This window comes from Bacillus sp. NMCC46 (assembly GCF_002998465.1).
Classification (GTDB): domain Bacteria; phylum Bacillota; class Bacilli; order Bacillales; family Bacillaceae; genus Bacillus.
Genome location: NZ_PVQZ01000007.1, coordinates 83,900 through 108,203, shown reverse-complemented (window position 1 = coordinate 108,203; position 24,304 = coordinate 83,900). Strand labels below are relative to the sequence as shown.

Annotated in this window: 25 protein-coding genes and 2 pseudogenes; 6 read left to right on the top strand and 21 right to left on the bottom strand. The window is 37.0% G+C overall.

The window, feature by feature from the left end; all coding sequences use genetic code 11:
- Positions 1-246 precede the first annotated feature (246 nt).
- Positions 247-1,482, bottom strand: a complete 1,236-nt coding sequence (locus C6Y01_RS17310) for a TerD family protein (protein WP_106038567.1) — start codon at positions 1,480-1,482, stop codon at positions 247-249.
- 160 nt (positions 1,483-1,642) lie between these two features.
- Here C6Y01_RS17310 and C6Y01_RS19205 point away from each other — a divergent pair, with 160 nt between their 5' ends.
- On the top strand, positions 1,643-1,804 hold the full coding sequence (locus C6Y01_RS19205) for a hypothetical protein (RefSeq protein ID WP_095286145.1): 162 nt from the start codon (positions 1,643-1,645) through the stop codon (positions 1,802-1,804).
- A gap of 51 nt (positions 1,805-1,855) precedes the next feature.
- Here C6Y01_RS19205 and bglA read toward each other — a convergent pair whose 3' ends face one another.
- The gene (bglA, locus tag C6Y01_RS17305; protein WP_106038566.1) at positions 1,856-3,295 is read right to left on the bottom strand and encodes a 6-phospho-beta-glucosidase BglA; all 1,440 of its coding nucleotides are present in this window, start codon (positions 3,293-3,295) and stop codon (positions 1,856-1,858) included.
- Between the two features lie 9 nt (positions 3,296-3,304).
- Complete coding sequence (locus tag C6Y01_RS17300) at positions 3,305-5,203, bottom strand: beta-glucoside-specific PTS transporter subunit IIABC (protein ID WP_060597661.1); 1,899 nt, start codon at positions 5,201-5,203, stop codon at positions 3,305-3,307.
- 154 nt (positions 5,204-5,357) lie between these two features.
- Here C6Y01_RS17300 and C6Y01_RS17295 point away from each other — a divergent pair, with 154 nt between their 5' ends.
- On the top strand, positions 5,358-6,068 hold the full coding sequence (locus tag C6Y01_RS17295) for a GntR family transcriptional regulator (protein ID WP_106038565.1): 711 nt from the start codon (positions 5,358-5,360) through the stop codon (positions 6,066-6,068).
- Between the two features lie 49 nt (positions 6,069-6,117).
- On the opposite strand, the pseudogene C6Y01_RS19320 reads toward C6Y01_RS17295, so the two are convergent.
- The 6 genes and pseudogenes from C6Y01_RS19320 to C6Y01_RS17265 form a co-directional block, all read right to left on the bottom strand.
- Positions 6,118-6,345 (bottom strand): annotated as a pseudogene (locus C6Y01_RS19320) (LysR family transcriptional regulator); the annotation flags it as partial.
- Positions 6,346-6,371: 26 nt separating this feature from the next.
- Positions 6,372-6,878 carry a hypothetical protein gene (locus C6Y01_RS17285; protein ID WP_034660570.1) on the bottom strand — a complete coding sequence of 169 codons (507 nt, stop codon included), beginning with the start codon at positions 6,876-6,878 and terminating at the stop codon, positions 6,372-6,374.
- A gap of 49 nt (positions 6,879-6,927) precedes the next feature.
- Positions 6,928-7,434: an LURP-one-related/scramblase family protein gene (locus C6Y01_RS17280; protein WP_034660571.1), complete on the bottom strand. Its 507-nt coding sequence runs from the start codon at positions 7,432-7,434 to the stop codon at positions 6,928-6,930.
- A 102-nt stretch (positions 7,435-7,536) separates the two neighbouring features.
- Positions 7,537-8,274 (bottom strand): ABC transporter permease, encoded by a 738-nt coding sequence (locus C6Y01_RS17275; RefSeq protein ID WP_106038564.1) that lies wholly within the window; start codon positions 8,272-8,274, stop codon positions 7,537-7,539.
- A complete protein-coding gene (locus C6Y01_RS17270) occupies positions 8,271-9,005 on the bottom strand; it encodes an ABC transporter ATP-binding protein (RefSeq protein WP_106038563.1) in 735 nt (244 codons plus the stop codon). The genes C6Y01_RS17275 and C6Y01_RS17270 overlap by 4 nt, the downstream gene beginning before the upstream one ends.
- A complete protein-coding gene (locus C6Y01_RS17265; protein ID WP_034660576.1) occupies positions 9,002-9,439 on the bottom strand; it encodes a helix-turn-helix transcriptional regulator in 438 nt (145 codons plus the stop codon). The genes C6Y01_RS17270 and C6Y01_RS17265 overlap by 4 nt, the downstream gene beginning before the upstream one ends.
- Before the next feature lie 342 nt (positions 9,440-9,781).
- Here C6Y01_RS17265 and C6Y01_RS17260 point away from each other — a divergent pair, with 342 nt between their 5' ends.
- On the top strand, positions 9,782-10,030 hold the full coding sequence (locus tag C6Y01_RS17260; protein ID WP_034660577.1) for a hypothetical protein: 249 nt from the start codon (positions 9,782-9,784) through the stop codon (positions 10,028-10,030).
- 14 nt (positions 10,031-10,044) lie between these two features.
- A complete protein-coding gene (locus tag C6Y01_RS17255) occupies positions 10,045-10,275 on the top strand; it encodes a hypothetical protein (protein ID WP_223249962.1) in 231 nt (76 codons plus the stop codon).
- 79 nt (positions 10,276-10,354) lie between these two features.
- Here C6Y01_RS17255 and C6Y01_RS17250 read toward each other — a convergent pair whose 3' ends face one another.
- From C6Y01_RS17250 to C6Y01_RS17220, 7 genes and pseudogenes are all read right to left on the bottom strand, one after another.
- Complete coding sequence (locus tag C6Y01_RS17250; RefSeq protein ID WP_034660578.1) at positions 10,355-11,203, bottom strand: MBL fold metallo-hydrolase; 849 nt, start codon at positions 11,201-11,203, stop codon at positions 10,355-10,357.
- A 91-nt stretch (positions 11,204-11,294) separates the two neighbouring features.
- Positions 11,295-12,473, bottom strand: a complete 1,179-nt coding sequence (locus C6Y01_RS17245; RefSeq protein ID WP_106038562.1) for an MFS transporter — start codon at positions 12,471-12,473, stop codon at positions 11,295-11,297.
- Between the two features lie 137 nt (positions 12,474-12,610).
- Positions 12,611-12,913 (bottom strand): ArsR/SmtB family transcription factor, encoded by a 303-nt coding sequence (locus C6Y01_RS17240; protein WP_034660581.1) that lies wholly within the window; start codon positions 12,911-12,913, stop codon positions 12,611-12,613.
- Positions 12,914-13,129: 216 nt separating this feature from the next.
- On the bottom strand, positions 13,130-13,636 hold the full coding sequence (locus C6Y01_RS17235; RefSeq protein ID WP_106038561.1) for a DNA polymerase III: 507 nt from the start codon (positions 13,634-13,636) through the stop codon (positions 13,130-13,132).
- A 15-nt stretch (positions 13,637-13,651) separates the two neighbouring features.
- Positions 13,652-15,244, bottom strand: a complete 1,593-nt coding sequence (locus C6Y01_RS17230) for a ribonuclease YeeF family protein (RefSeq protein ID WP_106038560.1) — start codon at positions 15,242-15,244, stop codon at positions 13,652-13,654.
- 164 nt (positions 15,245-15,408) lie between these two features.
- Positions 15,409-16,001 (bottom strand): annotated as a pseudogene (locus C6Y01_RS17225) (TerD family protein); the annotation flags it as partial.
- A gap of 71 nt (positions 16,002-16,072) precedes the next feature.
- Complete coding sequence (locus tag C6Y01_RS17220; RefSeq protein WP_106038559.1) at positions 16,073-17,347, bottom strand: DNA cytosine methyltransferase; 1,275 nt, start codon at positions 17,345-17,347, stop codon at positions 16,073-16,075.
- Positions 17,348-17,452: 105 nt separating this feature from the next.
- Between C6Y01_RS17220 and C6Y01_RS17215 the strand changes: the two genes are divergently transcribed.
- On the top strand, positions 17,453-18,325 hold the full coding sequence (locus C6Y01_RS17215; protein ID WP_106038558.1) for an NgoPII family restriction endonuclease: 873 nt from the start codon (positions 17,453-17,455) through the stop codon (positions 18,323-18,325).
- A gap of 167 nt (positions 18,326-18,492) precedes the next feature.
- Here the strand turns inward: C6Y01_RS17215 and C6Y01_RS17210 are convergent, their stop codons facing one another.
- Entirely contained in the window at positions 18,493-19,845 is a 1,353-nt protein-coding gene (locus tag C6Y01_RS17210; protein WP_106038557.1) for a DNA cytosine methyltransferase, read from the bottom strand.
- Positions 19,846-19,972: 127 nt separating this feature from the next.
- On the opposite strand from C6Y01_RS17210, the gene C6Y01_RS17205 reads away from it, so the two are divergent.
- The gene (locus C6Y01_RS17205) at positions 19,973-20,941 is read left to right on the top strand and encodes a HaeIII family restriction endonuclease (RefSeq protein ID WP_106038556.1); all 969 of its coding nucleotides are present in this window, start codon (positions 19,973-19,975) and stop codon (positions 20,939-20,941) included.
- Between the two features lie 172 nt (positions 20,942-21,113).
- Here C6Y01_RS17205 and C6Y01_RS17200 read toward each other — a convergent pair whose 3' ends face one another.
- The 4 genes from C6Y01_RS17200 to C6Y01_RS17185 form a co-directional block, all read right to left on the bottom strand.
- Positions 21,114-22,088, bottom strand: coding sequence for a hypothetical protein (locus C6Y01_RS17200; RefSeq protein ID WP_106038555.1), 975 nt, complete (start codon positions 22,086-22,088; stop codon positions 21,114-21,116).
- Between the two features lie 2 nt (positions 22,089-22,090).
- On the bottom strand, positions 22,091-23,245 hold the full coding sequence (locus tag C6Y01_RS17195) for a ParB N-terminal domain-containing protein (protein ID WP_106038554.1): 1,155 nt from the start codon (positions 23,243-23,245) through the stop codon (positions 22,091-22,093).
- Positions 23,246-23,542: 297 nt separating this feature from the next.
- Positions 23,543-24,022 (bottom strand): 23S rRNA (pseudouridine(1915)-N(3))-methyltransferase RlmH, encoded by a 480-nt coding sequence (gene rlmH / locus C6Y01_RS17190; RefSeq protein WP_034660583.1) that lies wholly within the window; start codon positions 24,020-24,022, stop codon positions 23,543-23,545.
- Between the two features lie 80 nt (positions 24,023-24,102).
- Complete coding sequence (locus C6Y01_RS17185; protein WP_066031484.1) at positions 24,103-24,273, bottom strand: CxxH/CxxC protein; 171 nt, start codon at positions 24,271-24,273, stop codon at positions 24,103-24,105.
- Positions 24,274-24,304: the final 31 nt, after the last annotated feature.

Genomic DNA, 24,304 nt, shown 5'->3' with positions numbered 1-24,304 from the left:
ATTTGTTCACGGAGTTCCTGATAGTGTTTTGCCCTTGTGTCCGTGGCACTTGTTAGTGCTTTTGCATCAATTATCTTGCCCAGAAGAAGTCACTCCCTCCATTATTGATCATAAAGTCTATTTTACCGTGTCCACCAAAACGGAAAAATAGGCTAATTGACATAAAAAATGGAATAGACTCACTATTTAACGGGCTAAAAAATAAGCTAGACAATGCGCTATGCTCTGTCTAGCCATACATTCGTTTTATTTATAATCATTGACAGGTCCTTTATCCATCAAAACCTCAATTTCATTAGAAGACTTCATTTTTAATTTAGGTCTGCGCTCAGAGTTTGGTTTGCTGTAAAGCTCAAGTGGGCGGATGATCACACCATCATTTGTATTTTGAAGTATACCTGGCACACAAGAATAAATACGATCATTGTCATTGGCATGTTTGGCATGAATCGTCACAGACGTTCCTTGGTGATTATCTATACTCATAGATACTCTATATCTATAAAAGGAACCTATTCCGTTTGATTGGGCAGAATAAACAACCGGAACGACAGCAAGGATATCGTCATTTAACCGTAGTTTAATAACTTCTGTTTTCATTGATTCATGGTCTCTGCCGACATCTCCCATATGCTCAACAGCTCCGCTGCCGTAACTTTTGAGAGCAGGAATTCCTTTCGCACCAAACATAGCCACATCTACTTGCTTTCCTGACTTTGTGTAGACCAATGCATAAATATCATAATCGGTGCCGGACTCCCAGGATACTGTAGCTGTGATCTCAGGCGTTTTCTCGATTATGATCGGTTTATGACCTTTGTCTAGACTAATTTTACCCTGAACTTTCTCTAAACTGATAGGTGCAGCGACTTTCTCTTTAGCAGTTGTCTTCGTTTGAGCAGGGTCTTTAATTGGTTGTTTTTCAGGAGCCATTTGATGTGTAGAAATATCCTGTTCATCAGGTTCAACCTCCACACCATAATGCTTGCATAGACCTTCCAGTCCAGAATCGAAACCACGCCAAATTGAGCGTGCTTTCGTGTCACCATTTCTTATATATAGCTCTACTACGACAATGCCCTTTTCATTTGTAAAGTTTACTGGTGTTAGATAAAACACCTCGTCACCTGTTCGAATTTCTGCTTGCAAATTCTTCACTAGAGAAAAGCCCGTTCCTTGATCTTCTGTTAATGTAATAGCCATCTTTGTGATTCCAGCAGGCACTTTGCTCATATCAAAATTCAATTGATGCCTTTTCAACTGACCTGATACCTCTGCTGGTAAAAGTGACGCTGCACCCGAAGCACTCTCTGGTTGATTGTAAAAAATAATGCCATGATCTCCTTCAACCTGATCTGAATCTGTTAAAAGAAACGCCGTTAAAGAAATATCAATTGCAGATGACACTTCATAGCTGATGGATACATGCCCCTTTGGAGAACTTAGTACGGTATTGGCTCCCATTTGCAGTGTTTGATTCATTTCAACAACTCCTATACTTTATCTACCATTTATCGTTTTTATAGATCAATTATACCAAATCATGTAATAGAACCTATTAATATCTTTATCTCTTTTCAACCTCTGCAATGATATGAGACAATGCTAACTAAAAACAAACACTCCCGAAAGGAAAATCAATGTGTATAAAAGAATCATTCCTGCAATTATGGTGATATTCGGCCTTTGGATTCTTCTTCAAATATCCTTGAACATCAAGATCTTTCACAATCCAATGAACTATTTTGTCGCCATTACTCTCTTTTTTCTTTGTATTCAGGCTCTATTAAAACATAAACGATGAAAAACCCGAACAAGCACATACTTCGCTCATCCGGGCTTCTCTTTTCCTTTGTTACATTTCTTCACCGTTCGTGGCAATGACGTTTTGGTACCAAGTAAAAGAATCTTTTTTGAGTCTCTTCATCGAGCCGTTGCCTTCGTTGTCGCGGTCAACGTAGATCATGCCGTAGCGTTTTTTCATTTCACCTGTTGTGAATGACACGATATCAATGATGCCCCAAGGTGTGTAGCCAATAAGGTCAACACCGTCGTATTCAATGGCTTTTTTCAGTGCTTCGATATGAGAAGCGAGATATTGAATTCGTTCTGGATCGTGAATAGAACCGTCATCTTCCACTTGATCTATGGCACCAAATCCATTTTCTACAATGAATAGCGGGATTTGATAGCGATCATAAAAACGATTCAAAGTATATCTTAGGCCTGTCGGGTCAATGGACCAGCCCCAGTCGCTTGATTTGATATAAGGATTGTCTACACCATGCGGCAGGGCTCCGTTGACAATATCTCCGTTGTTATCAGACACTGCATCACTTTTAACCGTTGTCGACATGTAGTAGCTAAAGCCAAGATAATCTACTTTCCCTTTTCTTAAGCTTTCTTCATCGCCTTCTTCAAACGGAATATGATAGCCTTCGCGTTCGAATTCTTTAAGTGCATAGCTCGGATAGTAGCCCCGAACTTGTACATCTGGGAAGAAATAGCGTTGTCTCATATATTCTTCAGCAAGCATGACATCCTCTGGATTTGAGGAATATGGATAGATTGGTACGTGAGAAACCATTGCTCCAATTTGAAAAGCAGGATTGATTTCTTTGCCTTTTGCTACTGCCCACGCACTTGCAAGTAATTCATGATGTCCTGCTTGATACATGATTTCTTTGGCATTTTCGCCTTCTTTGACTGATACCCCTGAATTTGTCCAAAGGAACAGTGGGTTGTTGACATCCATTTTGTTATTGATTTCATTAAATGTCATCCAGTATGTGACTTTGTCCTTGTATCGATTGAAGCACACTTCTGCGAATTTCGCGAAATACTCAGCGACTTTTCGGCTTCGGAACCCGCCGTATTCTCTTGCCAAATGAAGCGGCATCTCAAAGTGAGACAGTGTAATCACAGGCTCGATGCCATGCTTGAGCAGTTCATCAAATACATCATCATAGAATTGTAAACCAGCTTCATTCGGTTCAGCTTCATCTCCCTTTGGGAAAATTCGGCTCCAGCCGATGGATGTACGCAGGCATTTCAAACCCATTTCGGCAAACATCGCGATATCTTCCTTGTAACGATGGTAGAAATCGATCGCTTCATGGTTCGGATAAAATTTGTTGTCTTCTATCGTCTCAGTAATTTGTCTCGGTACTCCGTGAGCACCAGCTGTCATTACATCCACAACACTTGGGCCTTTTCCTCCTTCATTCCATCCACCTTCGAATTGATGTGCAGCTAATGCTCCGCCCCATAGAAAATCTTTTGGTAATGTCATTATTTATTCCTCCTATTTTACAATTGTAATCATGACGTCCGTTGGCTGACATGTCGATTGTGCTTCTACCATCACATCTTCATACGCTTGTGTATTGGTGATGATGACTGGTGTGACTGTTTTTAATCCTTTGCTTTCAATTGCTTCTTGATCAAATGTCATCAACAAGTCACCCTTTTTCACCTTGTCGCCTTCTTGAATTTTGAGTGTAAATGCTGAGCCATCTAGAGAAACCGTATCAATTCCTACGTGAACAAGTAACTCCACACCAAATTCTGAACGAAGTCCAATGGCATGCTTTGTTGGTGCAAGCATGACAACACTGCCGTCAAACGGTGCATACAGCTTATTGTCTGTCGGTTCAATGGCAAAGCCTTTGCCCATCGCCCCGGAGCTAAATACGGCATCCGGTACTTCAGATAATGTGAGCACTTTTCCTGCAAGTGGTGCAGTGATTGTTTCTTCATTGTTCATCGAAGCATTCTTTTTTTCTTTATCTTGATCTTTGACAGTTGTTGTTCCGGCTGTCTGCTCCACTGTATCTTCCCCATAACCAAACATTTGAATGAGCACAACTGGTAAGATCAGCGCAATTGCGACACCAATTAAGATACCGATGATCGATGTTGGATAATCTGCACTAATTCCGTTCACAATTGTCAGCGGACCAGGCAAACCTGCATACGCAAAGTAATAAGGCGTGAAGAAGCTGGCAACGATGGCACCGGCTGCTCCAGAAATACATCCGAAAATAAACGGCTTTTTAAAACGTAAGGTAACACCGTAAATCGCAGGCTCCGTAATTCCGAAGAGTCCCGTGATTCCGGCTGAGACTCCGACTTTCCGAGTTTCGCGGTTTCTTGCTTTTAAAATAACTCCTAACACTGCGCCGACCTGAGCGATAACAGCAATGGTTTGATATGCCTGGAAGGAGTCACGTCCATATTGTTCAAAGTTGGCGAGCACCATTGGCGTAATGCCCCAGTGAACGCCGAATATGACAAGTACTTGCCAGAATCCACCGATAATGGCGCCTGCTAAAGCCGGTACATTTTCTGCTAAGATATTGTATCCGTTTGCAATCCCATTTGCACCTGCTGTTGAAAGAGGACCAATTAATAGAATGGTTAACGGAACCATGACGACCATACAGATAAATGGGACAAATAACGGTTTTACTACCTCGTGAATCCGTTTATTTAAAAATCTCTCTACATATGAAAGAATCCATACCAAGAACAGCGGAGGCAAAACAGATGACGTATAAACAGTTTCAGATAACGCAATGCCTAAAAAGGTAACGCCTTCACCTGAAGCCACACGCCCAGCAATTTCTGTCCAAGCTGGACTGACAAGCGCTGCTGTACACGCTACTGCGATATACATATTCGTTTTAAAATGCTTAGCTGCTGTGATGGCAATAAAGATTGGCAAAAACGTAAACGGTGCCCATGAAATGAAACTAAAGACTTCATATGTTCCCGTTTTCGAAAAGCTTGGAAATAACAAATTAATGAGGATAAGTGCACCTTGTAAAATACCAGCTGCAGCCAAAATATACACAAAAGGCGCAAACACAGCGGACATGGTCGCAATGACACGGTTCAGTACCGTTCCCTTGTTTTCATTAGGCTGGTCATCATCCGACGATTGGAGCTGAACAAGGTTGGAAAAATGCTCGTATACTTCACCAACATGCTGTCCGATGACGACCTGAAATTGACCGCCGTTTTCCACCACGGTAATAACACCAGGCATGGCGTTGACTGCTTCCTTGGCCTTTGGATTCGAACGTTTCAGTACCAAACGCAGACGCGTGGCGCATCTTGCGGCACTCACCACATTTTCTTCTCCGCCAACTGCCTCTAAGATGTCTTCTGCAAGCTTTTGATAATCCCTCACTTTTGACATATAACCCCCCCTTTATCACTACTAGTATATGTATATTATAATTATACCGGTACAATATATCAATACATATATAATTTTGATTAGCATATCAAAGGAAAATCGGTATGTGCTATAATACAAAGACAATAAATCGTGAAAACAAAGAGGAATGGCTATGTTAAAGTATCAACAAATTGCGAGCGATATTGAAAAATATATTGTCACCCATGAGCTGCAGCAAGGGGACAAGCTTCCTGTACTCGAAACCCTCATGAGCCAATTTGCTGTGAGCAAAAGCACCATTATCAAATCATTAGACTTACTCGAAAGAAAAGGAATTATCTATCAAGTGAGGGGCAGCGGCATCTTTGTTCGAAGACACAGGCGCAAAGGCTACATCAGCCTTTTATCCAACCAAGGGTTTAAAAAAGATTTAGAGGAATTTCAACTGACTTCAGAGGTTTTAATGCTAGACACCATCAAACCGTCCGAAGAAGCTGCGCTTAATTTGAATATTGAAGAAGATGAGGATGTTTTTTACCTCAAACGCATCCGTTACATCAATGGACAAACCTTATGTCTAGAAGAATCCTATTACCGAAAAACCATCATTCCCTATCTCAACACAGAAATTGCTGCCGATTCTGTTTTTAAATTTATCAGTGAAGGCCTTGGACTCAAGGTCGGCTTTTCCGATATGTACTTACAAGTAGGAAAACTGAATGAAACCGAAGCAAAGCACCTCGGCCTTAAACAAGATGATCCCGCTCTCCGCGTCGAGACCGTCTTTCATCTCACAAACGGCCAGCCCTTCGACTTCTCGAAAATCACTTATAACTACATGCAGTCCCAATTTTTTATTCAGGCGAATAATTATTATGGGTGATGGATGGAAAAAGCTTCCTGAGACAATCAGGAAGCTTTTTTGTCGTATGAAGAAATGTCGCATGATGAATGTTTTGCCGAATATGAGGCATCACCCGCTCACCTCATCAGTTAATGAAAGACCGTTTCGATTCCGCCGCAGCAATACAATCCCTAATTCGGATACGAGCTTCACAATGTTATGACTCACGCCAGACTGTGTCAGCCCAAGTTTCTCCTCGGCTTTTAAAACTGCCGGATTCGACGACTGTTAGAAATATTTTGTATTGGAATGTGATCAGTTTGCTTATCTCAAATGTTAATCTCACATTAAATCTTGGCAAAACCTACTGCTCGATATATCTTTGATCTTTCGATTTAAATGGCTTTCTACCAACTGAAAACATTTTTCCTGAATCAATGACCGTTTATGCGTGTCTAGTTGTTCTTTTTCATCACCATGCACATCTTCATCTTCCTCTAACTGAAAATCAGTTAAGTCCATTTTGTCATGAACATGAGTGTTAATAAAAACATGAGCATTGTGAAAATAGTGCATATGCTCTACTAAAGAAGAGATCGTGGTGATAAAATCATCGAATGTTTCTTCTTCAAACGTTTTTTTGAGATCGAGATTACTATGGACATCAATTGAAATGTAATTATCTCTTTCATCCAGTTCTTCTTGGGTAGCTAGAGGATTATCGTGAGTCGTTGCTTTTCGATTTAAATCTGTAATGGAGAAATAAATGGTGATTTCTTTTTTATCGAGAAATTCATACTCCCATATTTCTGCGTCTCTTAATCTTAATATGCGGGTTAGGTTGTCCAACTTTTTAAACCCTCCATTGTTATTCATCTATTTCTAAAAAATGATGATCTTAATTCGTCGTTGCCGACGACGAAGACCTAGACGCTGCTTCATCAGCCTTCACACAATCAATCGCAACAACCAACGCAATCATTACAGGCTCCATCTCTTCTTTCAAAATATCAACCTTATAGCTGTCACCCCAAGTAAACCATTCCTTCTTCACCTGACCGATCACTTCGCCGTTCTGCAGCACTTGGAAATTCATATCCCACCAGTTGCCTTGTACTTCTACACCAGCAGCATCAATTGAATATTTTGCTTTAAAGAACGTAAACTCTTTTTTGATCGTCAATACCTCTTGCCCACCAACTTCTACTAAAAACTTTGGTAAAAAGCTAAACATTTTCTTCGTAATCACGGCGATTTCTTCTCGTTCTGTATTCAGAATGGTGAACGTCTTCGGCATCTTCATAAAGCTGCCCTCGACCACATACACATCGTTCTCCTGCTGATCCTTTACCGTAAACCTGCCGCTCAGACTAAATACTTTCTGCTTCATGTAAAGCTGTTTCATATGTACCTCCCTCTACTAAATGACAACTTCATTAAAGTTTATCATACAGAAAAAGGCCCAGATAACCCAGCTGTAAATTTCTTCACCAAAAACTGTATCAAACTAAGCGTTTTCCCCATTCATTTTACTTTTAAAAGCAAAAATGGCGATAGCTACAATAACACCTGTATATCCAATTACCCACCAAAGATGCAGTAAAATTGATGCATAGTCTCCAGAAAGTGCGGCTCTGCTAGCGTCTACTGCGTGAGCAAATGGAAGTGCGTACGCAATATCTTTGAACCAGCCTCCAACTAAATTCAAATCGAACCATGTACCACTTAACCATGCGCTCATATTCGTTAGTAGCGCTCCACAAATACCACCAACCTGCTTGTCGTTAAATATACTCCCCACTAAGAGCCCTATGCCGATAAATAGTAAAGATGTTGGCAAAAGGACAAGAATGGATAACAAAACATTGGAATTAAAAGGTAATCCTAAGAAAAGTGCTGCGATAAAGCTAATGATAACTTGAACAATTGCTATCGGTATGAGTGGGACAATATACCCTACAATGTAGTCTGAGGCAGAAAGAGGTGTAGTAAACAATCGCATCAAAAATGATGTACTTCGATCTTTAGCTATTAACATTCCAGAGAATAGTGAGATAAAAGAAAGCCCGAAGACGGCTATGCCAGGAATTAGTTTATCAATGACAAATAAATCAGTTGGAACATTCGCTTGAATAGCATGAAGCAAAAATAAGATAACTAACGGGAAACCTATACCAAATGCTAAGTTTAAAGGATCTCTCAAAATCTCTTTACGATTACGTGCAGCAAAGGCTAGTGACTTCATCTGGTGACCTCCTCATTGGTAGCTAATGAAATAAAGGCATCCTCAAGTGATTTGGTGTTGGTACTTTCCATCAATTCAGCTGCTGTTCCAACTGCCTTTAATTTTCCTTTCGCCATCGTCCCTATTCGATCCGAAAGGGCTGCTGCTTCCTCCATATAATGTGTCGTGAGAATGATGGTCATGCTCCCCTTTAATTTCTCAATAGTACTCCATAGCTCACGCCTTGCGATGACATCGAGACCGAGAGTAGGTTCATCAAGAAAAAGGATTTTGGGGTCTGTAATGAGTGCCATTGCAATACTAAGTCTTCTTTGCATTCCTCCAGATAAGGTTTTAGCCTTCATTTTAGATACCTCAGTCAAACTAAACGTATGAAGCATTTCCTCCACTTTTATATCCACCGTTTTATTGTGGAACCCGTATATTTGAGCGATTAATTCAAGATTTTCTTTAACGGATAAGTTAGGAGCTACTGCCGTTTCCTGTGGTGAAACATTAATCTGTTCTTTTACTGCGTAGGGATTAGAAACAATACTGTTACCAAGGATCGTTGCATCACCGGTAGTAGGGATGCTAAGACAGGTCAACATCTTGATCGTTGTCGTTTTACCTGCACCATTCACTCCAAGTAAAGTAAAAAGCTCGCCTTGTTCAATTGAAAGATTAAGAGAATCGACTGCAATCTTTTCTTCGATTTTCTTAGTTAGATTCTTTGTTTGAATAGCAATCATTCCTCATCCTCCTGATCTTCCTGTGCCTTATATATATCGTCAGCAAACTGCAGGAAGGCCTCATTTTTTACAATGGCGATTCCTTGAGCTTCATCACCCAAAATCAACAGGCTGTCTCCAGGACTGATGCTGAATATCTCCCTCGCTTTTTTAGGAATGACAATTTGCCCGCGTTCACCAACCTTTACAAGTCCAAATATGTGTTTTCCTTTTGGTTTCACCCCTACCTCTTCTGTACCATCCACATTATTCACGAGATCATCCAAAGCAACGCCGTATATTTCAGCCAAAGCCTTACAATTGTTGATATCCGGCACAGTTTCTCCCGATTCCCATTTCGCAACAGCTTGCCTTGAAACACCAATTTTCTCAGCCACTTCTTCTTGTGTAAACCTGTGTATTTTTCGCATTTTTTTCAAATTCATATTGATCATGTTTTTCACACCCTTCAATATCATTATATAAGACTTATTCCGATCATCTACCAACTGAACATGACATCAGAAGTTATCTTCAATTTACATTTGGTTAAATGCCTAAGTTTAACCCAAAAAAGCCACCTCGAAATTAAGTGGAGGGGACTTTTTTGGTGTGTAATCGAATAAAGGAACTGAGATTCATATGTTTAATCACATATACTAATTTTTAATTCTGCTACAACACCTTTTGCTAAAGCTAATAAGGGAAGTAAGAATGGCTTGGAAAATAGGTATTCCCCCACGCAAAGCATCACTAGATAAGTATAGTAATGTTTTCAGTGAATAAAAGGAGGAACTATGAAAAAAATAAAGTTTTTTGACTGGACAATCAATTTACAACATGATTTAACCGCAATTACAGATCATAATGAAAAGAAATTGGTCATTTTAGAACCATCAATTGAACTAAACAGTGTGATCTGGATGGATGAAAACAATGAACTACAAATCAAACCTACTTGGGATTGTATCATTACAATCGATTCAACTAACAAATCACTGACAATTCAGCAAACAGAAGAAGTTTTTGGAAATGTGTACGAGTGAAAATAGGAGGAATGATGAAGGAAACCACTTTTTTTGACTGGACGGTTCACTATCCAGAACATTTAACAGCAGTCAAAGATGATACAGAAAAGAAGATGGTTTTTCTAGAACAAACTGTTGAATTCAAAGGGATTATCCGTATTGATGAGAATGATGAACTGCAAATTAAGCCAACTTGGGATTGTGTCATTATTATTAATGCTAAAAAATGTCTGTCACAGTTTGTGATGCAGAATATGTTGTAGGTTTACCATAGAAAATAAAAAAGTCTCGTTTGAGGGAAATCACTCAAATGAGACTTTTTTGTTTAGTTTCAGCAATTATTTAATAACCATTTACAAAGTAAGCAATGGTTTCTAATTCATCTGCTTTCAGTTCTCTGTTCACGTAATTTTGATATTCTATCGTGATTTTCTGCTGATCTCCACCACAAAGATCAGTGTATTTCGCAATCATCCTAAGCTTATCTGTTTCCTGACGAAACTCCTCCTTTGTCCACGGTCTTTGGTGTGAAGGAATATACGTATCGGCATCAAAAGCATCTAACTCATCTAAAAGACGCAATGTTTCCTTCATTGAATAATGGACTTTTTCGGCATACATTTTCGGATAAATACAATCACCAAGAAAAAGGATTTTCTCTTCTTTCACATACACGATGACTGAGTCAGCGGCATGATCGCCCCCAACAAGTTGCACGACACAAGTGACCCCGCCAAGATCGATCTCCATCCGACGGTCAAATGTCACATCCGGTAAAACCACCTGAATATCTCGGTGATCCTGATATTCCTCCTTGATGGCCTTCGCGCAGAACTCAATCTCCGTTCCTTCCCTCACCCGCTCATCAATTGCTTCATCTGACCACGAAAACGGAAGAAGCTTCTCCATTTCCTTTCTTGTCTTTGCAGAAGCAATCGAAAGCGAATCAGGCAGCGCTGGCAGACCAAAGATATGATCCCAATGCCAATGCGTGAGCACAACCATATCAGGAGTCAAGTTCTCATGTTTTAACGTTTCTTTGATAAAGTACTTGGCATGTTCTTTCGAGTTACCAGCATCAATCATTAATGTCTTGTTACTGCCCACAACCATACCTAGAATGGGGCGGTCGGTAAGCGATATAGGTGTGATATACCAAAAATTCTGACCTATTTTTTTAATTGAGTGCATAGGTTGCTTCCTCCTTTCTATAATTATATTTTAAATCGAATCACGTTTTTTACCATCGTTCCGCTGTTTATGATGCGGTTGTCCTTCAATATTATAAGTGCGGTTTACTAATTCGAATTCCATTACTCGAAGTAGCACGTGAAGCCAATATTGTTACAATGATCGCGATTGCAACACCCAAAGCCCCTACCCAAGTAATGGAAGATAGAGAAACTCTCTCTACAAAGATACCTCCAATAGCTGCACCTGCAGCCATCGCCAATTGCATCATTGACTGATTGAGACCTAATAGTATACCTGATGACTCTGGCTCCATTGTAGCTAGGTGATATTGTTGAGTCGGGCCAGAAGACCATGCAGCAAATGACCATAATATTAAAAAGAGCAATACTCCAATATAAGAATGCGTAACTAGTGAGAGCAATATTAGCATGATGACATGTAATGTCATTCCGCTAATCAGAGTAAAATTCACACCCCATCGGTCGGTACTAAATCCACCAACCTTTGACCCAACTAGACTAGCAATCCCGAATACGAGGAGAACTCCACTCAGCAATTTGTTGCTTACACCTGATATATTTAAAAGGTAAGGGGATAGGTAGGTATAGGCAATTGAATAACCACCAAGCCAGAAAAAGGTGATGGCTAATCCCAACACTACTTTTGGTTTTTTAAAAAGAGCGAGTTGTTGAATTAAAGGTACAGGTTTATCCCCTTGGATTTTTGGAATCGTAAGAGAAATTATAACCATTGCTAATAATCCGAGTAAGGCTATTCCTCCAAATACAGCTTTCCAACCGAAGAAATCACTAGTCATTCTGCCCAGTGGGACTCCAATTATCAATGATGCTGTAAATCCCATTACTACTGTAGCAATAGCGTTACCTTGCTTACCTTTTGGTGCGATTTTTTCAGCAATTGTTAATGCAGTAACGACGACCATCCCCGCCCCAAGAGCCATAATAATTCTTGAAACAATAAATAATTTATACCCAGGAAGGACGAATGCAAGAATATTACCTAGAATAAAAATGCTAAGTGAAAATAACATTAACTTGCGTTTATTCATTCCCGATGTTAAAGCCATTAATACTGGGGTGAAGATGGCATACACAAGAGAAAAAATGGTAATCAACTGGCCGGCTGCAGCTATCGTAATTCCTAATGATTCAGAAATATTATCCAAAATACCAGAGATGATATACTCTGATGTACCAACTAAAAAACTTACAATAGCTAAAGTGTATACCTTTACAGTGTTTGACAATGTAGATCACTCCTTATATATAATGTATTTACATATCTTGAATTGTTAATATGTATGAACAAAAAAATATATTACGATAAGTCGGTTTGTATTTAATAAATGAAACTGAATTCTGATGTATGAATTCAGTTCATTTATTAAATATTTTTTTCTAGAATCTGAGCAATTTTTTTTATGGCATTTTCATCTCTTTTATAATACGTGTATTTACCTATACGCTCTGTCGTAATTAATCCAGCTCGCAGTAGAATTGAAAGGTATTGAGATGCTGTTGATTGCGTCATTTTCAATTTATCTGTTATTTGACTAACACATACCCCTGTAGTATTCATATCAATCCCTTCGTGGGGTGTAAAATGACGATCAGGTTCCTTTAGCCATTGTAAAATTTGCAGTCTTGATTCATTGGATAAGGCTTTGAAAACTTCTATTGGCTCCATACACCCCATTATATCGATAAATAACGATATGTCAACATGTGTTGTTTGAGATCCTTAAAATTTCTATTTTCCTTCTTCCTCTGGTACGGTTCATCGTGATACCTTTAAATGAAGTTATTAAAAAACCTTGGTGGAGACCAACCTCTACCAAGGTTCTTAAAATATTATTTTATGTTGGAAGATCTCTAGAACAACATTTAAATTAGAAATTGCTTATCACTCTTCACAAAAACTAATGATTTCCTTCGGTACAGGTTCAAATATTAGTACCTCTGGCTTTGGATAAGACCTTTTCCTCAAATAATCTTTGAGTGGGATCATACTTTTCCAGTACTGCTCAATCCAATATTCAATCGTTTCTCCAGTGTCAAAATTTAAAGCTTCCTCATCAAACTCTTTCATATCTTCATAGAACGCTTGATCATAAATAGAAAGCGAAATATCATTATCAAATACAAATATCTTGTCCGTAAATATAGGGAAACAAAAAGACTCGGAAAAACGATTGATTATATCAGCGCCTATTGCTTCTTTGAAATTAATCCATTTAGGAATATCAGAAGGTCTTAAATTTTCTGTTATCTCTAATTTCACTCTTCCACCATTACTATATCTATGATTTGACTTCGTAGAATATTTAATGCCACTGTTCATGACTTCCTGCCGTGAAACATGGAACTCATGACTCTCGGGAAAATATGCATGGTATAGTAAATCACTCATGTAATCACCTTCTTTCTATTTATTTCTTGGAACGTAAGGGAAGTGTGAACTTCTTGTTGGATCATCTAAGTTTTCAAATACCCTGTGACTCCCAGTTGGTGTATCAGGTGTACTGATATTCCCATCAAATTCTTTATAATACTTGGTTATTTTATTGGGGTTCGGATTATTAGAGTTTGGCCAGTTTGAATAAGCCTTATCAGGATTAGCCATTGTTTCTTCCCTTAATTTAGAAACATCTACATCTTTACCATATTGAGACCTATTAGGAGTTGACGGTCTACTTGAGTCATACATATGTTTTTCAGAATGTGGACTAACAAAATCTTTGGGGTTAGTACCACCATTTGGCTTTGTAGGTACTGGAGCACTCCCCTTAATCCCCATTTTCCCCTGAAATCCCTTCACCCCAAACGGCAAAATCCTTGCAAGTGCTGCATTCATACTCGCTTCCTGCTGTTCTTTTGAAACCTTGTTTCCAAACATATCTCGACCCGTAATAGCCTCGCTGAAACCGTTTGTGGCGGTAAGGCCATATAAACCTTTTTGAGATGTTTTCAAGGCATCAAAGGACTTTTTGGACGTCTTGTAGATGTCAACTGCTCTGACTGCGGCTGATGTGGCTTGGGTGGTTTTATAGACGGCTTTTCCGCCTTTGAAAATGCGGCCTGCCCAGCCGACGATTGGGATATAACCCGCTGCTGCCATGCCGCCTGCAGCGACTCGCTGTCCTGCGGTGAGCTCTTCACTTGTGATTGGGTCAACGCCTGTTGCGGCACGTTTTGCATCGTTCACGCCAGTCAGTTCATTCACGATGTTTCCGCCATAGTCGAGGGCTTTTTCATACCAAGGACGGTTGGCGAGTGCTTCTTGTTCCTTTGCAATCTTTCGGGCTTCTTCTTGTTCTTTTTTGATTTTGAGGTATTCTGCAGTTTGCTTCTCAATATCGCTTTTTGCCTTGTAGATTTCACTATCTTGAAATGCTTTTTTGTCAAAATTCATAGGTGAAATGGATTTCCCGTCATTCGTGGCATCCATCATTTCTGCGTACAATGCCATTGTAGCCTTCTCCTCAGTCTCTGACAAAGAATATTCATCTTTTAAATTTTGATCAAGTTCAATTAAATCCTTAACGGTCTTTTTCCATTCATCTTCCGCATCTGCAACCTTTTCATCAAATGTTTCACTATCAAATACCTCTAAAGAAATGAGGTCATCAATATCTTCAAAAATGGTTTTGAGCGCCTTTTTTTGATCCGTCACAAAGCTTTTGGCGTTTTTAATGCCCATATGTACTGCATCGTCTAAAAAGTATTCTTCAACAAAGGTATCATCGCCAAAGCTCGTATCATCAAGCGTACCGGATACACCCTCATGAAAAGCTATTTGCTTATCAATGAAACTGATAAACATGTCCACATTTCCGGCGAGCTCTTTGTAGAAACTTTTAATGTTATCGGCTCCTTTTCCAGTGAAATCATCACCTAGGTTTGCCACGCCTTGTAGAGCCTTTTTTAAATCAACCATTTGTTCGCGGAGTTCCTGATAGTGTTTTGCCCTTGCGTCCATGGCACTTGTAAGTGCTTTTGCATCAAGTATCTTGCTCAGAAGAAGCCACTCCCTCCATTATTGATGATAAAGTCTATTTTACCGTGACCTTCAAAACGGAAAAATAGGCTAAATGACATAAAAAATGGAATAGACTCTCTATTTAACGGTCAAATAAAATAAGCTAGACAATGCACTTTGCTTTGTCCAGCCATACATTCATTTTATTTATAATCATTGATCGGTCCTTTATCCATCAAAACATCAATTTCATTAGTCTGCGCTCGGAATTTGGTTTGCTGTAAAGCTCTAGCGGACGGATGATCACACCATCATTTGTATTTTGAAGCATACCCGGCACACAAGAATAAATCCGATCATTATCATTCGCATGTTTGGCATGAATTGTCACAGACGTTCCTTGGTGATTATCGATACTCATAGATACCCTATATCTATAAAAGGAACCTGTTCCGTTTAATTGAGCAGAATAAACAACCGAAACGATAGCAAGAATATCGTCATTTAACCGTAATTTAATGACTTCTGTTTTCATCGATTCACGGTCTCTACCGACATCTCCCATATGCTCTACAGCTCCGTTTCCGTAACTTTTAAGAGCAGGAACACCTTTTGCGCCAAACATGGCCACATCTATTTGTTTTCCTGACTTCGTATAGACCAATGCATAAATATCATAATCCGTTCCAGACTCCCAGGATACTGTAGCTGTAATCTCAGGCGTTTTTTCAATGATGATCGGTTTATGACCTTTGTCTAGACTAATTTCACCTTGAACTTTCTCTAATATAATAGGTACAAAGTATGAGGATAGACTAATGATTGTCTTAAAAACAACGTCACTTACTTTTTATATTTTTTCTATAGTTAAACTTTCTCTTCCTGAACTCCTGACGAAATAATATTTTCATATAAAAACTCAATAATTGGTCTAACCATTTTCTCAGCCAGTATAACCGGCACTGCATTGCCAATTTGTTTGTATTGTTCATTCAGCTTATGATTTTTAGTAACGCCATCTTTATTACCATTTGAAAACTCAAACCAGCTAGGAAACGTTTGAATTCGGGCAACTTCGCGAACTGATAAGCGACGGTTAAAATCACCCTGAAATTCCCATTCGTCCTTACCGATTTTCTTCATAGGTTCACCATGAGGATGCATGGGAGCTTGTCTACCGCTCGCTTGAATAGTAAAGCTTTGCTCATTCCAACTTTTTTTACGATTACGACTCATATACATACTTGAAAATGAGCCTTCATAAACATCACTTGCATCTAGAGGTAAATCGCCGATTGTTTCTTTCAAAGTGACATATGGTAGCTTCCCTTCTCCATGTGTTGGTTCAGGAACTTCATAATTAAAACCATATTTTATATATATATCATTGCGAATTCCTATAATAAATACTCTCTCACGAAGTTGAGGGACACCATAATCTCGTGAATTTACTAAATGAGCAGTTACGTGATAACCCGCTGCTTGAAAATCCTCTATCATTTGATTAAGAACTTGCCCTTTCGCCATTGTCATAAGACCTTTAACATTTTCTGCAACAAAAAACTCAGGTGTACTTTGAACTAAGGCACGAATATAATGAACGTATAAGAAGTTACGAGGATCGTCCAGTAATCTAGGACCAGAACTACTAAAGCCTGGACAAGGGAAACCACCAAGCATGAGATTACATTTTGGAAATACTTTTACTTTGCGAATATCCTTAGCTACTTTAGTTACTGTAGGTGCAAAGTTTTTGACATAACTCATATTAGCTGCAGTAAACATATCATTTGAATAAACAAAATTGCATTTTACTTTACTTCGTAATTTTAAATAGTCATCTTTGCTTTCAAATGCTCTATATGCCTTCTCTTCTCCAAATTGAACAACCATACTAGAAAGTTCAACTCCTAGATCTAGACCACCAGCCCCAGAAAATAACGAGACAATGTTCGTCTCTCCTTCTTTATAATAGAGCTCTTTTAGCATTTCTTTTTCTTCTAATCTATCTTGTTCAGTGACATTACTTTGAACCAGTTCGTTTTCTTCATGAATTTTCTCAAATAGAATTTTCTTTACTTCTTCAGGTGTGAAAGTAAGCGAAGACACAAAAGTTCTTTTTTCTCTTTCACCATCTACCATAAGAAACCACTCCTTTTCAATATATAGCATCTTACCACAATAGGTTGGATTTGGCCAGTTTTTAATACTATGAGAAAATAAAGTAAAAACATAAGGAGAAATGTCATGACACATCCACCTACAACAAATGTTTTAGTGGCTTTAAAGAATATATTGGATAGGAATTCATGTATATTAACACCTATTTTCAGATCAAATGGTTCAGTGAATGCTGCAGGAGACAGTCTCGAATTTTTCGTGAAGGATATGTTTTGCACTGGTGCTAGTCAATACCAGTACGAGCATGAGAAAATGAGAAAATATAATGAATATCTAAGCTGGACAGGTAATTCATCTAACTTTCCTGACTTTATTGTTAAAGGTGGTGTGGGTGTTGAACCAAAAAAACTAAATAATCGGAGCTATTCTTCTTTAGCTTTAAACAGTTCATATCCAAAAGATTATATCTACCCCAATAGCCAGAACTTACCGAAATTTATAGACGAGGATGAGTGGGATAAAAAAGACGTCATATATGTTGCAGGGAATTTGAATACTGAGAATAACAAACTTCTTTCAATTTGGTTTGCTTATGGAAATACAATGGTAGCTGACCGATCTACGTATTTAAATCTTATTAATGAGATTAGAGAAGCAATAGCAAGCACCAATGCAACACTAATGAAATCTAAGGAATTAGCTCGTGCCAAAGGAATTGATCCATTGAAAATGTCAAATCTTCGAGTTCGAGGTATGTATGAATTAGAACACCCACATAAAGTATTCTGTAAATATATATCTCGAGATGATATTCCTATAGGTGCATCAAAGATATTTTTAGTTATGCTAGTTGAGGATTATATTGCAATTGAAGAAAAGCCAGATTTATCTATATATCTCGTTAGTGGTAAACTGAAGAAAACAGAAATTAACATTCCAAATCCGAATAATCCAAATGAGAGCCTTAAGGCAATCCTATTTGAAGGTTGGACGGATTAATTTATAAACATTACTTACATATTCCACCTGAATTTATTTAACTAAAGAGAGTGGTGATAATAGATATTATCACCACTCTCTTTAGTTTTGTGTTTTTATTGTTTTTATCTAATTCTTAATTATATTTGATGTGTACATATTAGAGAACGACACTCACTTTGTAATAATTAAAATAGTGAAGTTTGAACGTAAAGTCTTTCACTTTCTCCGTTTTCCAGCTGACTATAAGCAAATTCTGCAATAGGTCTGGCAATTTCCTTTGCTAAGATTACTGGGACAGCATTACCAATTTGTTTATATATTTTATCTAAACGTCCATTTACAGACATCTTCGAACTTCCACCATCCATAAACTCATACCAGTCAGGAAAGGTTTGAATTCTAGAAATTTCCTTTACAGATAATCTCCGGTTAAATTCTCCAACAAATCTCCACTTGTTTTTTTCTATTTTTTCCATACCATCACCGCTCGGATGCATAGGGGCTTGTCTACCAGATGCTTGTATAGTAAAACTTTGGTCATCCCATTGTTTTTTCCTATTCCTTGACATATATATAGTTGAGTATGAACCTTTGAAATAAGGACCAGGATTATTTTCTAAATCTCCTATTGCATCTTTTAAGGTAACATACGGTTTAAGTCCAACGCCTTCTCCATAAATTGGATTTGGTTCAGGATATTTGAAATTATGTTTTTTGATTATTTTATCTTTGTGGACACCAATTAAAAAAACACGCTCTCTATATTGTGGTACACCAAAATCTCTTGCATTTACAAGATAAGGAGTCACTTTATAACCTGTTGATGAAAAATCTTCAATAATTTGGCTTAGAACCTCACCTTGCCCCAGTGTCATCATACCTTTAACATTTTCAGCAATAAAAAACTCTGGCTGGGTTTGTAACAGAGCTCTAATGAAATGAAGGTACAAGAAGTTTCTTTTATCATCAACTAAACGAGGACCTGCCTCTGAAAAACCTGGACATGGAAAGCCGCCTAACATTATATTACATAGGGGGAAATTAGCTACTTTTTTTATATCCCTCTCATGTTGAACTACATGTTCTGGGAAATTTAATTTGTACGTTTGATTAGCTTCTTTAAACAAATCATTGGTATAGATAGTATGGAACACACTTTGGTGACGAACTCTATTAAATAACTCCTTATCTTTGAAAGCTTCCATAGCAGCTTCTTCACCTATTACTGCAGATAACCCCGCTAACTCAAAGCCTAAATCAAGACCTCCACATCCTGAAAATAAACCAACAACATTAAATTTGTTAGTCCTATAGTCTATTTGTGCTAATAATTCCTCATCTTTGTCGCTTTCAACAATTACCTTGGATTCATCAGCGATTTTTTCCATTAATATTTTCTTTACTTCATCTTTTTCAAGGTTAGGCGCAGGTTTAAATTTTCCTCTGCCCTTCGTATTGATCTTTCCATTATTTATTTTATTTTCAATTTTGTCTTCATTAATTTCATATGGGTATTCTTTTATATCAAAGGTCTTCATTTCAATATCCTCCACTACTGTGTTAAATCATATTTTAATATTCATAATATATTTGGTCATATATATCCGTACTAATTAAATCTAGTATAATATAGAAAACTACTTTTTAGTATGGAGGCAATTCACAATGGATCCAAATAAAACTGGTAGGGCATTTGAAGCCATAGTACTCGAATATTTAATTCAATCTTTAAAAACTGAAGATATCAATGCTAAGTACACTTCAAGGGCATTAGAAATTCAAAAAGGCTATATAAGCATTTTTAACGAATTAGCCGATTTAGCTAAAGGCGATGTAAAGTACAAAAAGCTACATGAGAATTTTATCTCAACAACTCCACAGCTAGTTGACTGGATCATTAATTCATTTAAATTAAAATCTTGTGAAATAGTTATTATTGATAAGTTTAAAGACTCAGAAGCTAGTGGAAATATAGCGGATTTACAACTTCAAGTATTTTATAATGGCGAGCCTAAAGTTATAAATTTATCTCTTAAAAATAACCACGACGCACTTAAACATTCACGAGTTGGACCCCTGCCTACATGGATTGGATTTTCAAAAGAAGATGATGAGTATATAGAGTATACTAAAAAACTTGTAGATGCTAGGGAAAAAGTCAAGAATAAAATATCCAATTTATCACAAAGTAAAAATACTCCTATCAAAAATTATAAGGATTTAGATTTGATCAATACAAATGTAAAAAGGTATTCTACTCATTATAAAAATCAGCACATATATCCTGAATTTTATTCAGTTATTAAGGATTTTATGGAAACCCAAGCTCAAAATAAGAGAGCTGTAAATCTACTTTTTCGCTATTTAATGAGCGAGCCACATTATAAAATAATTAATTTACCAAAAGAATTTAGAATTTATGACTTCACTTCGATACCAGATGCAAGCTCTGTAACTTTTAATATCGATTTAAAAAATGGCTATTTAATGCTTAATTTCGATAATGGTTTTAAAATGGCTATTAGACTTCATAATGATAAGTCAGAGATCTTAAAAAGTTTTAATTATAAATGTGATATTAATTTAGTATCGCTAGATGAATTAAATATTACTCCTTTCATTCTCAAAAAGTAAAAAGAAGAGGCAAATTTCACCTCTTCCTTTTAATAAAAATTCTGTAATAAACAAATTAAAATTATATTCCAAATAATAGATAGGGTTAAATAATCAATTATGTCTGTTAGAAATTATTATACTAATAATAAAAGATTTATTTCCCATGTGTATCATGACAATTCAAGCTTAATTATTTCACAATATTACTAACATAAAATTCTTTCAGTATTTCTTTAACTATGCAGTATATCCTATGTTTTTGAAATTTTTTGATTATAGTTCTTCTAATAACTCTAAAGATTCGAAGTCTATCATAAAGACACGTTATGATATTAGTAAAATTTTCAAAACTGCCATCAGCATGTCGATAGTAAAATGGAACAAACGTAAATTGTAAATAGGGTGACATATTTTCAATTCGTTGATTCCAAATATCATATCTTATCGATGCCTGCTTTATCTCCCATTCATTATAACTACATGCGCATTGAGCAAATGAAATTGGAATGAATGGCATATTATCAACCGGAATATATGAAACCAAATCTAATCCACCGTCACCACCTGGAGCATTAAAAAGTTTATCATCATCGAAGGATTTGGTTGTAGTACTATTAATATTTTTCGCCAAAGATGAAATCCTTTTGCCCAAATTACCTTTGTAATTTCCACCTCCAGTATCTCTTGATGTCCCGAATACATGAGTAGTCGCTAGTGGAGAAGATATTAACCTCAAAATATCACAACTCATATCTTCAAAAGCATGAGCAAGAATAAATCTTGTTGACTCATCAAAGAATGCCAAATTAGATGAAAATAGAAGAAAAAAGTAAAATTCATTGTACTTTGTTATTTGATCTTTTAATTTTATTGAATCCTCAGATACTACAAATGGATAATATTTACCTAGGGTTTCTGCTCTAAAATTAATATAAATAAAGTAATCATTTACCTTTGAACGCAGTTTATCATATTCTGGAGAGTGATCTATACTTCCACGGTCTGTCTCTTCTGGTCTCTCGTCCGTAAAATGGTCCAAAATATCATCTATTGTGATAAAGTTATCTTGATTGTTCAAACAAGATAATTCTATAAAATCAGCCCATCTGTTATTATCATTTTTGGACCATTTTGGGAGGCTATTTATTTTTTTAACAAGGATCATTCTTATTCACCTTGCTCTTCAATTAAAGATAGTAGTTTATTTATTTGATCCGGTGTCAGTTTTTTTTCCAAGTTCTTTATTTCATCTTTCCCAGACTGCTGAAAGTTCTCATTTATAGCTCCTGTAATTGTTTTACACATTTTTTCAATCTCAGTAATTACCTTTATAGCTGCTTCCGGATAAGTACTAAGTTGTTCAATCATGTTTTTCGAACTCTGCAAGTTATCCTTAGCACTTAAGATTAAAGAAATGAATGTCTCACTGGGTTGAGTTGTAAATATTAATGCTTCAGCTATAGTATTACCTTCCTCAAGTTTTTTTAAAGCTGGTTCAGATTTAATTACTTCATTTAACTCTGATATATTCCTAGATTCTTCAACCTTCTTTTTTTCAGGATGAAATAACCAAGTAAATAAATCCTTATAATGCTCTTTATCTAAGGTTTCTATTGAATAGTCTCCTGTTGACATTATTCCAAGATATTCTTTAATACCTGTATAGGATATTGCTGTTGTTATCCAAGAAAAGTTAAAATCTTTTTCTTTAATTTTTGCATCAAAATAGGCTTCATTATTAGCTATTTCATAAAGTTTCAAAGAGGTATGTAATCTTTCAACATAATCAGAACGACTTCCAATCATTTTAGCTAAAACTTTATATATCTGATCTCCGGCTTCACTAATATGCAATTCATAAAGTTGATCAAGGTATTTAGCTTTTTCTAGTGCACCCCAATCCTTAACACCCGTTATGTGTCGGTATCCTAAATAATTTAGAACATCATCCCTGGTCTGATAAATAATTACTGGAATACTTGTTGGTTTATGCTTTGCTGTAGAACAGACTTCAGCAATTGATTTTTTACGTACTTTAGCAATTTCAGGGTTATTTAATAATTTTAATGCTGTTAATCTTCGATTCCCCTCTACAACTATAAATTGCTTTGAATTCTCTTCCTTAGGGACTACTAATAATGGTTCAGCTTCTGAATATCCTAATTGTGCAATTGATTCCATTAACTCTATAATATTTCCATAACGGATCATATAATCAATAACCTCTAATTCATCCACGGAACCATATAGAGATTGAGGCATGCGTGGATTTTTAGGATCATAGTAAAGTTGTTTTAAATTGACAAAACTAATTTGTAACACGGAAACTCCTCCAATAAAAAAGTAATTTAAAACTATTTTACTCTAGCTTGCACTTTAAGCAGAATATATTTTAAGATCTTGGCGGGTATTCTTTAGTTGATTGAAATTTTCTCTTTTTCAACTAATGAATTGGAATTGTAAAAAAATATCTTTTATGGGGATATACTAATTAAGAGTAACAAATAATATTTAATTATCTATAAAAACATATTCCCTTTTCACCATTTTCAACTCTTTTCTTAAAAATTATTCCACACTCGTTTAATAATTACCTTTGACTAATATAAAAAACCTCACTTACTTATGGTACGGCTCCCCCCGCACAATCCGAAACGCTCGATAAATCTGCTCCACCAGCACCAACCTCATCAACTGATGCGGGAACGTCATTTTCGAAAACGACAGCTTCTCATTCGCACGCTGCATGACGGCGTCGCTTAATCCGAGGGATCCGCCTATGACGAAACATACCTTGCTTTTTCCGTATGTTGCCAGCTTATCTATTGTATCGGCTAATTCTTCGGAACTTTTCATTTTTCCTTCGATGGCGAGGGCGATGACGTGGGCGTCTGGGTTGATTTTGCTTAGGATGCGTTCGCCTTCTTTGTCTTTGATGATTTTCATGTCTTGATCGCTGAGGTGTTCGGGTGCTTTTTCGTCTGCGAGCTCAATGATGTCGATTTTCGCATAGGCTTGTAATCGCTTTGTGTATTCCGCTATGCCTTGTTTTAAATATTTCTCTTTTAATTTTCCTACTGTGATAATTGATATATTCACAGGTCATCCCCACCTTAAGAACAAGTTATTCATATAAGTTATCAACAATTGTGGATAAAATTTGTGTATTTTGTGTCCGATCATTCGTTCCCCACTATATATATTGCAGGTTCATCGCACAATTCACAGGTTGTGGATAAACTGTGTGTATGTTCGATTTTTCTGAATTCTGGTGGCTGTTCGTGATCATCTATGTACATGTCTAATACGGTTTCTATGTGTTCTGCACAAGCATATAATGTTTTGTTCATAAGTTTCTTATTCCTCCAATATGTTGTCTGG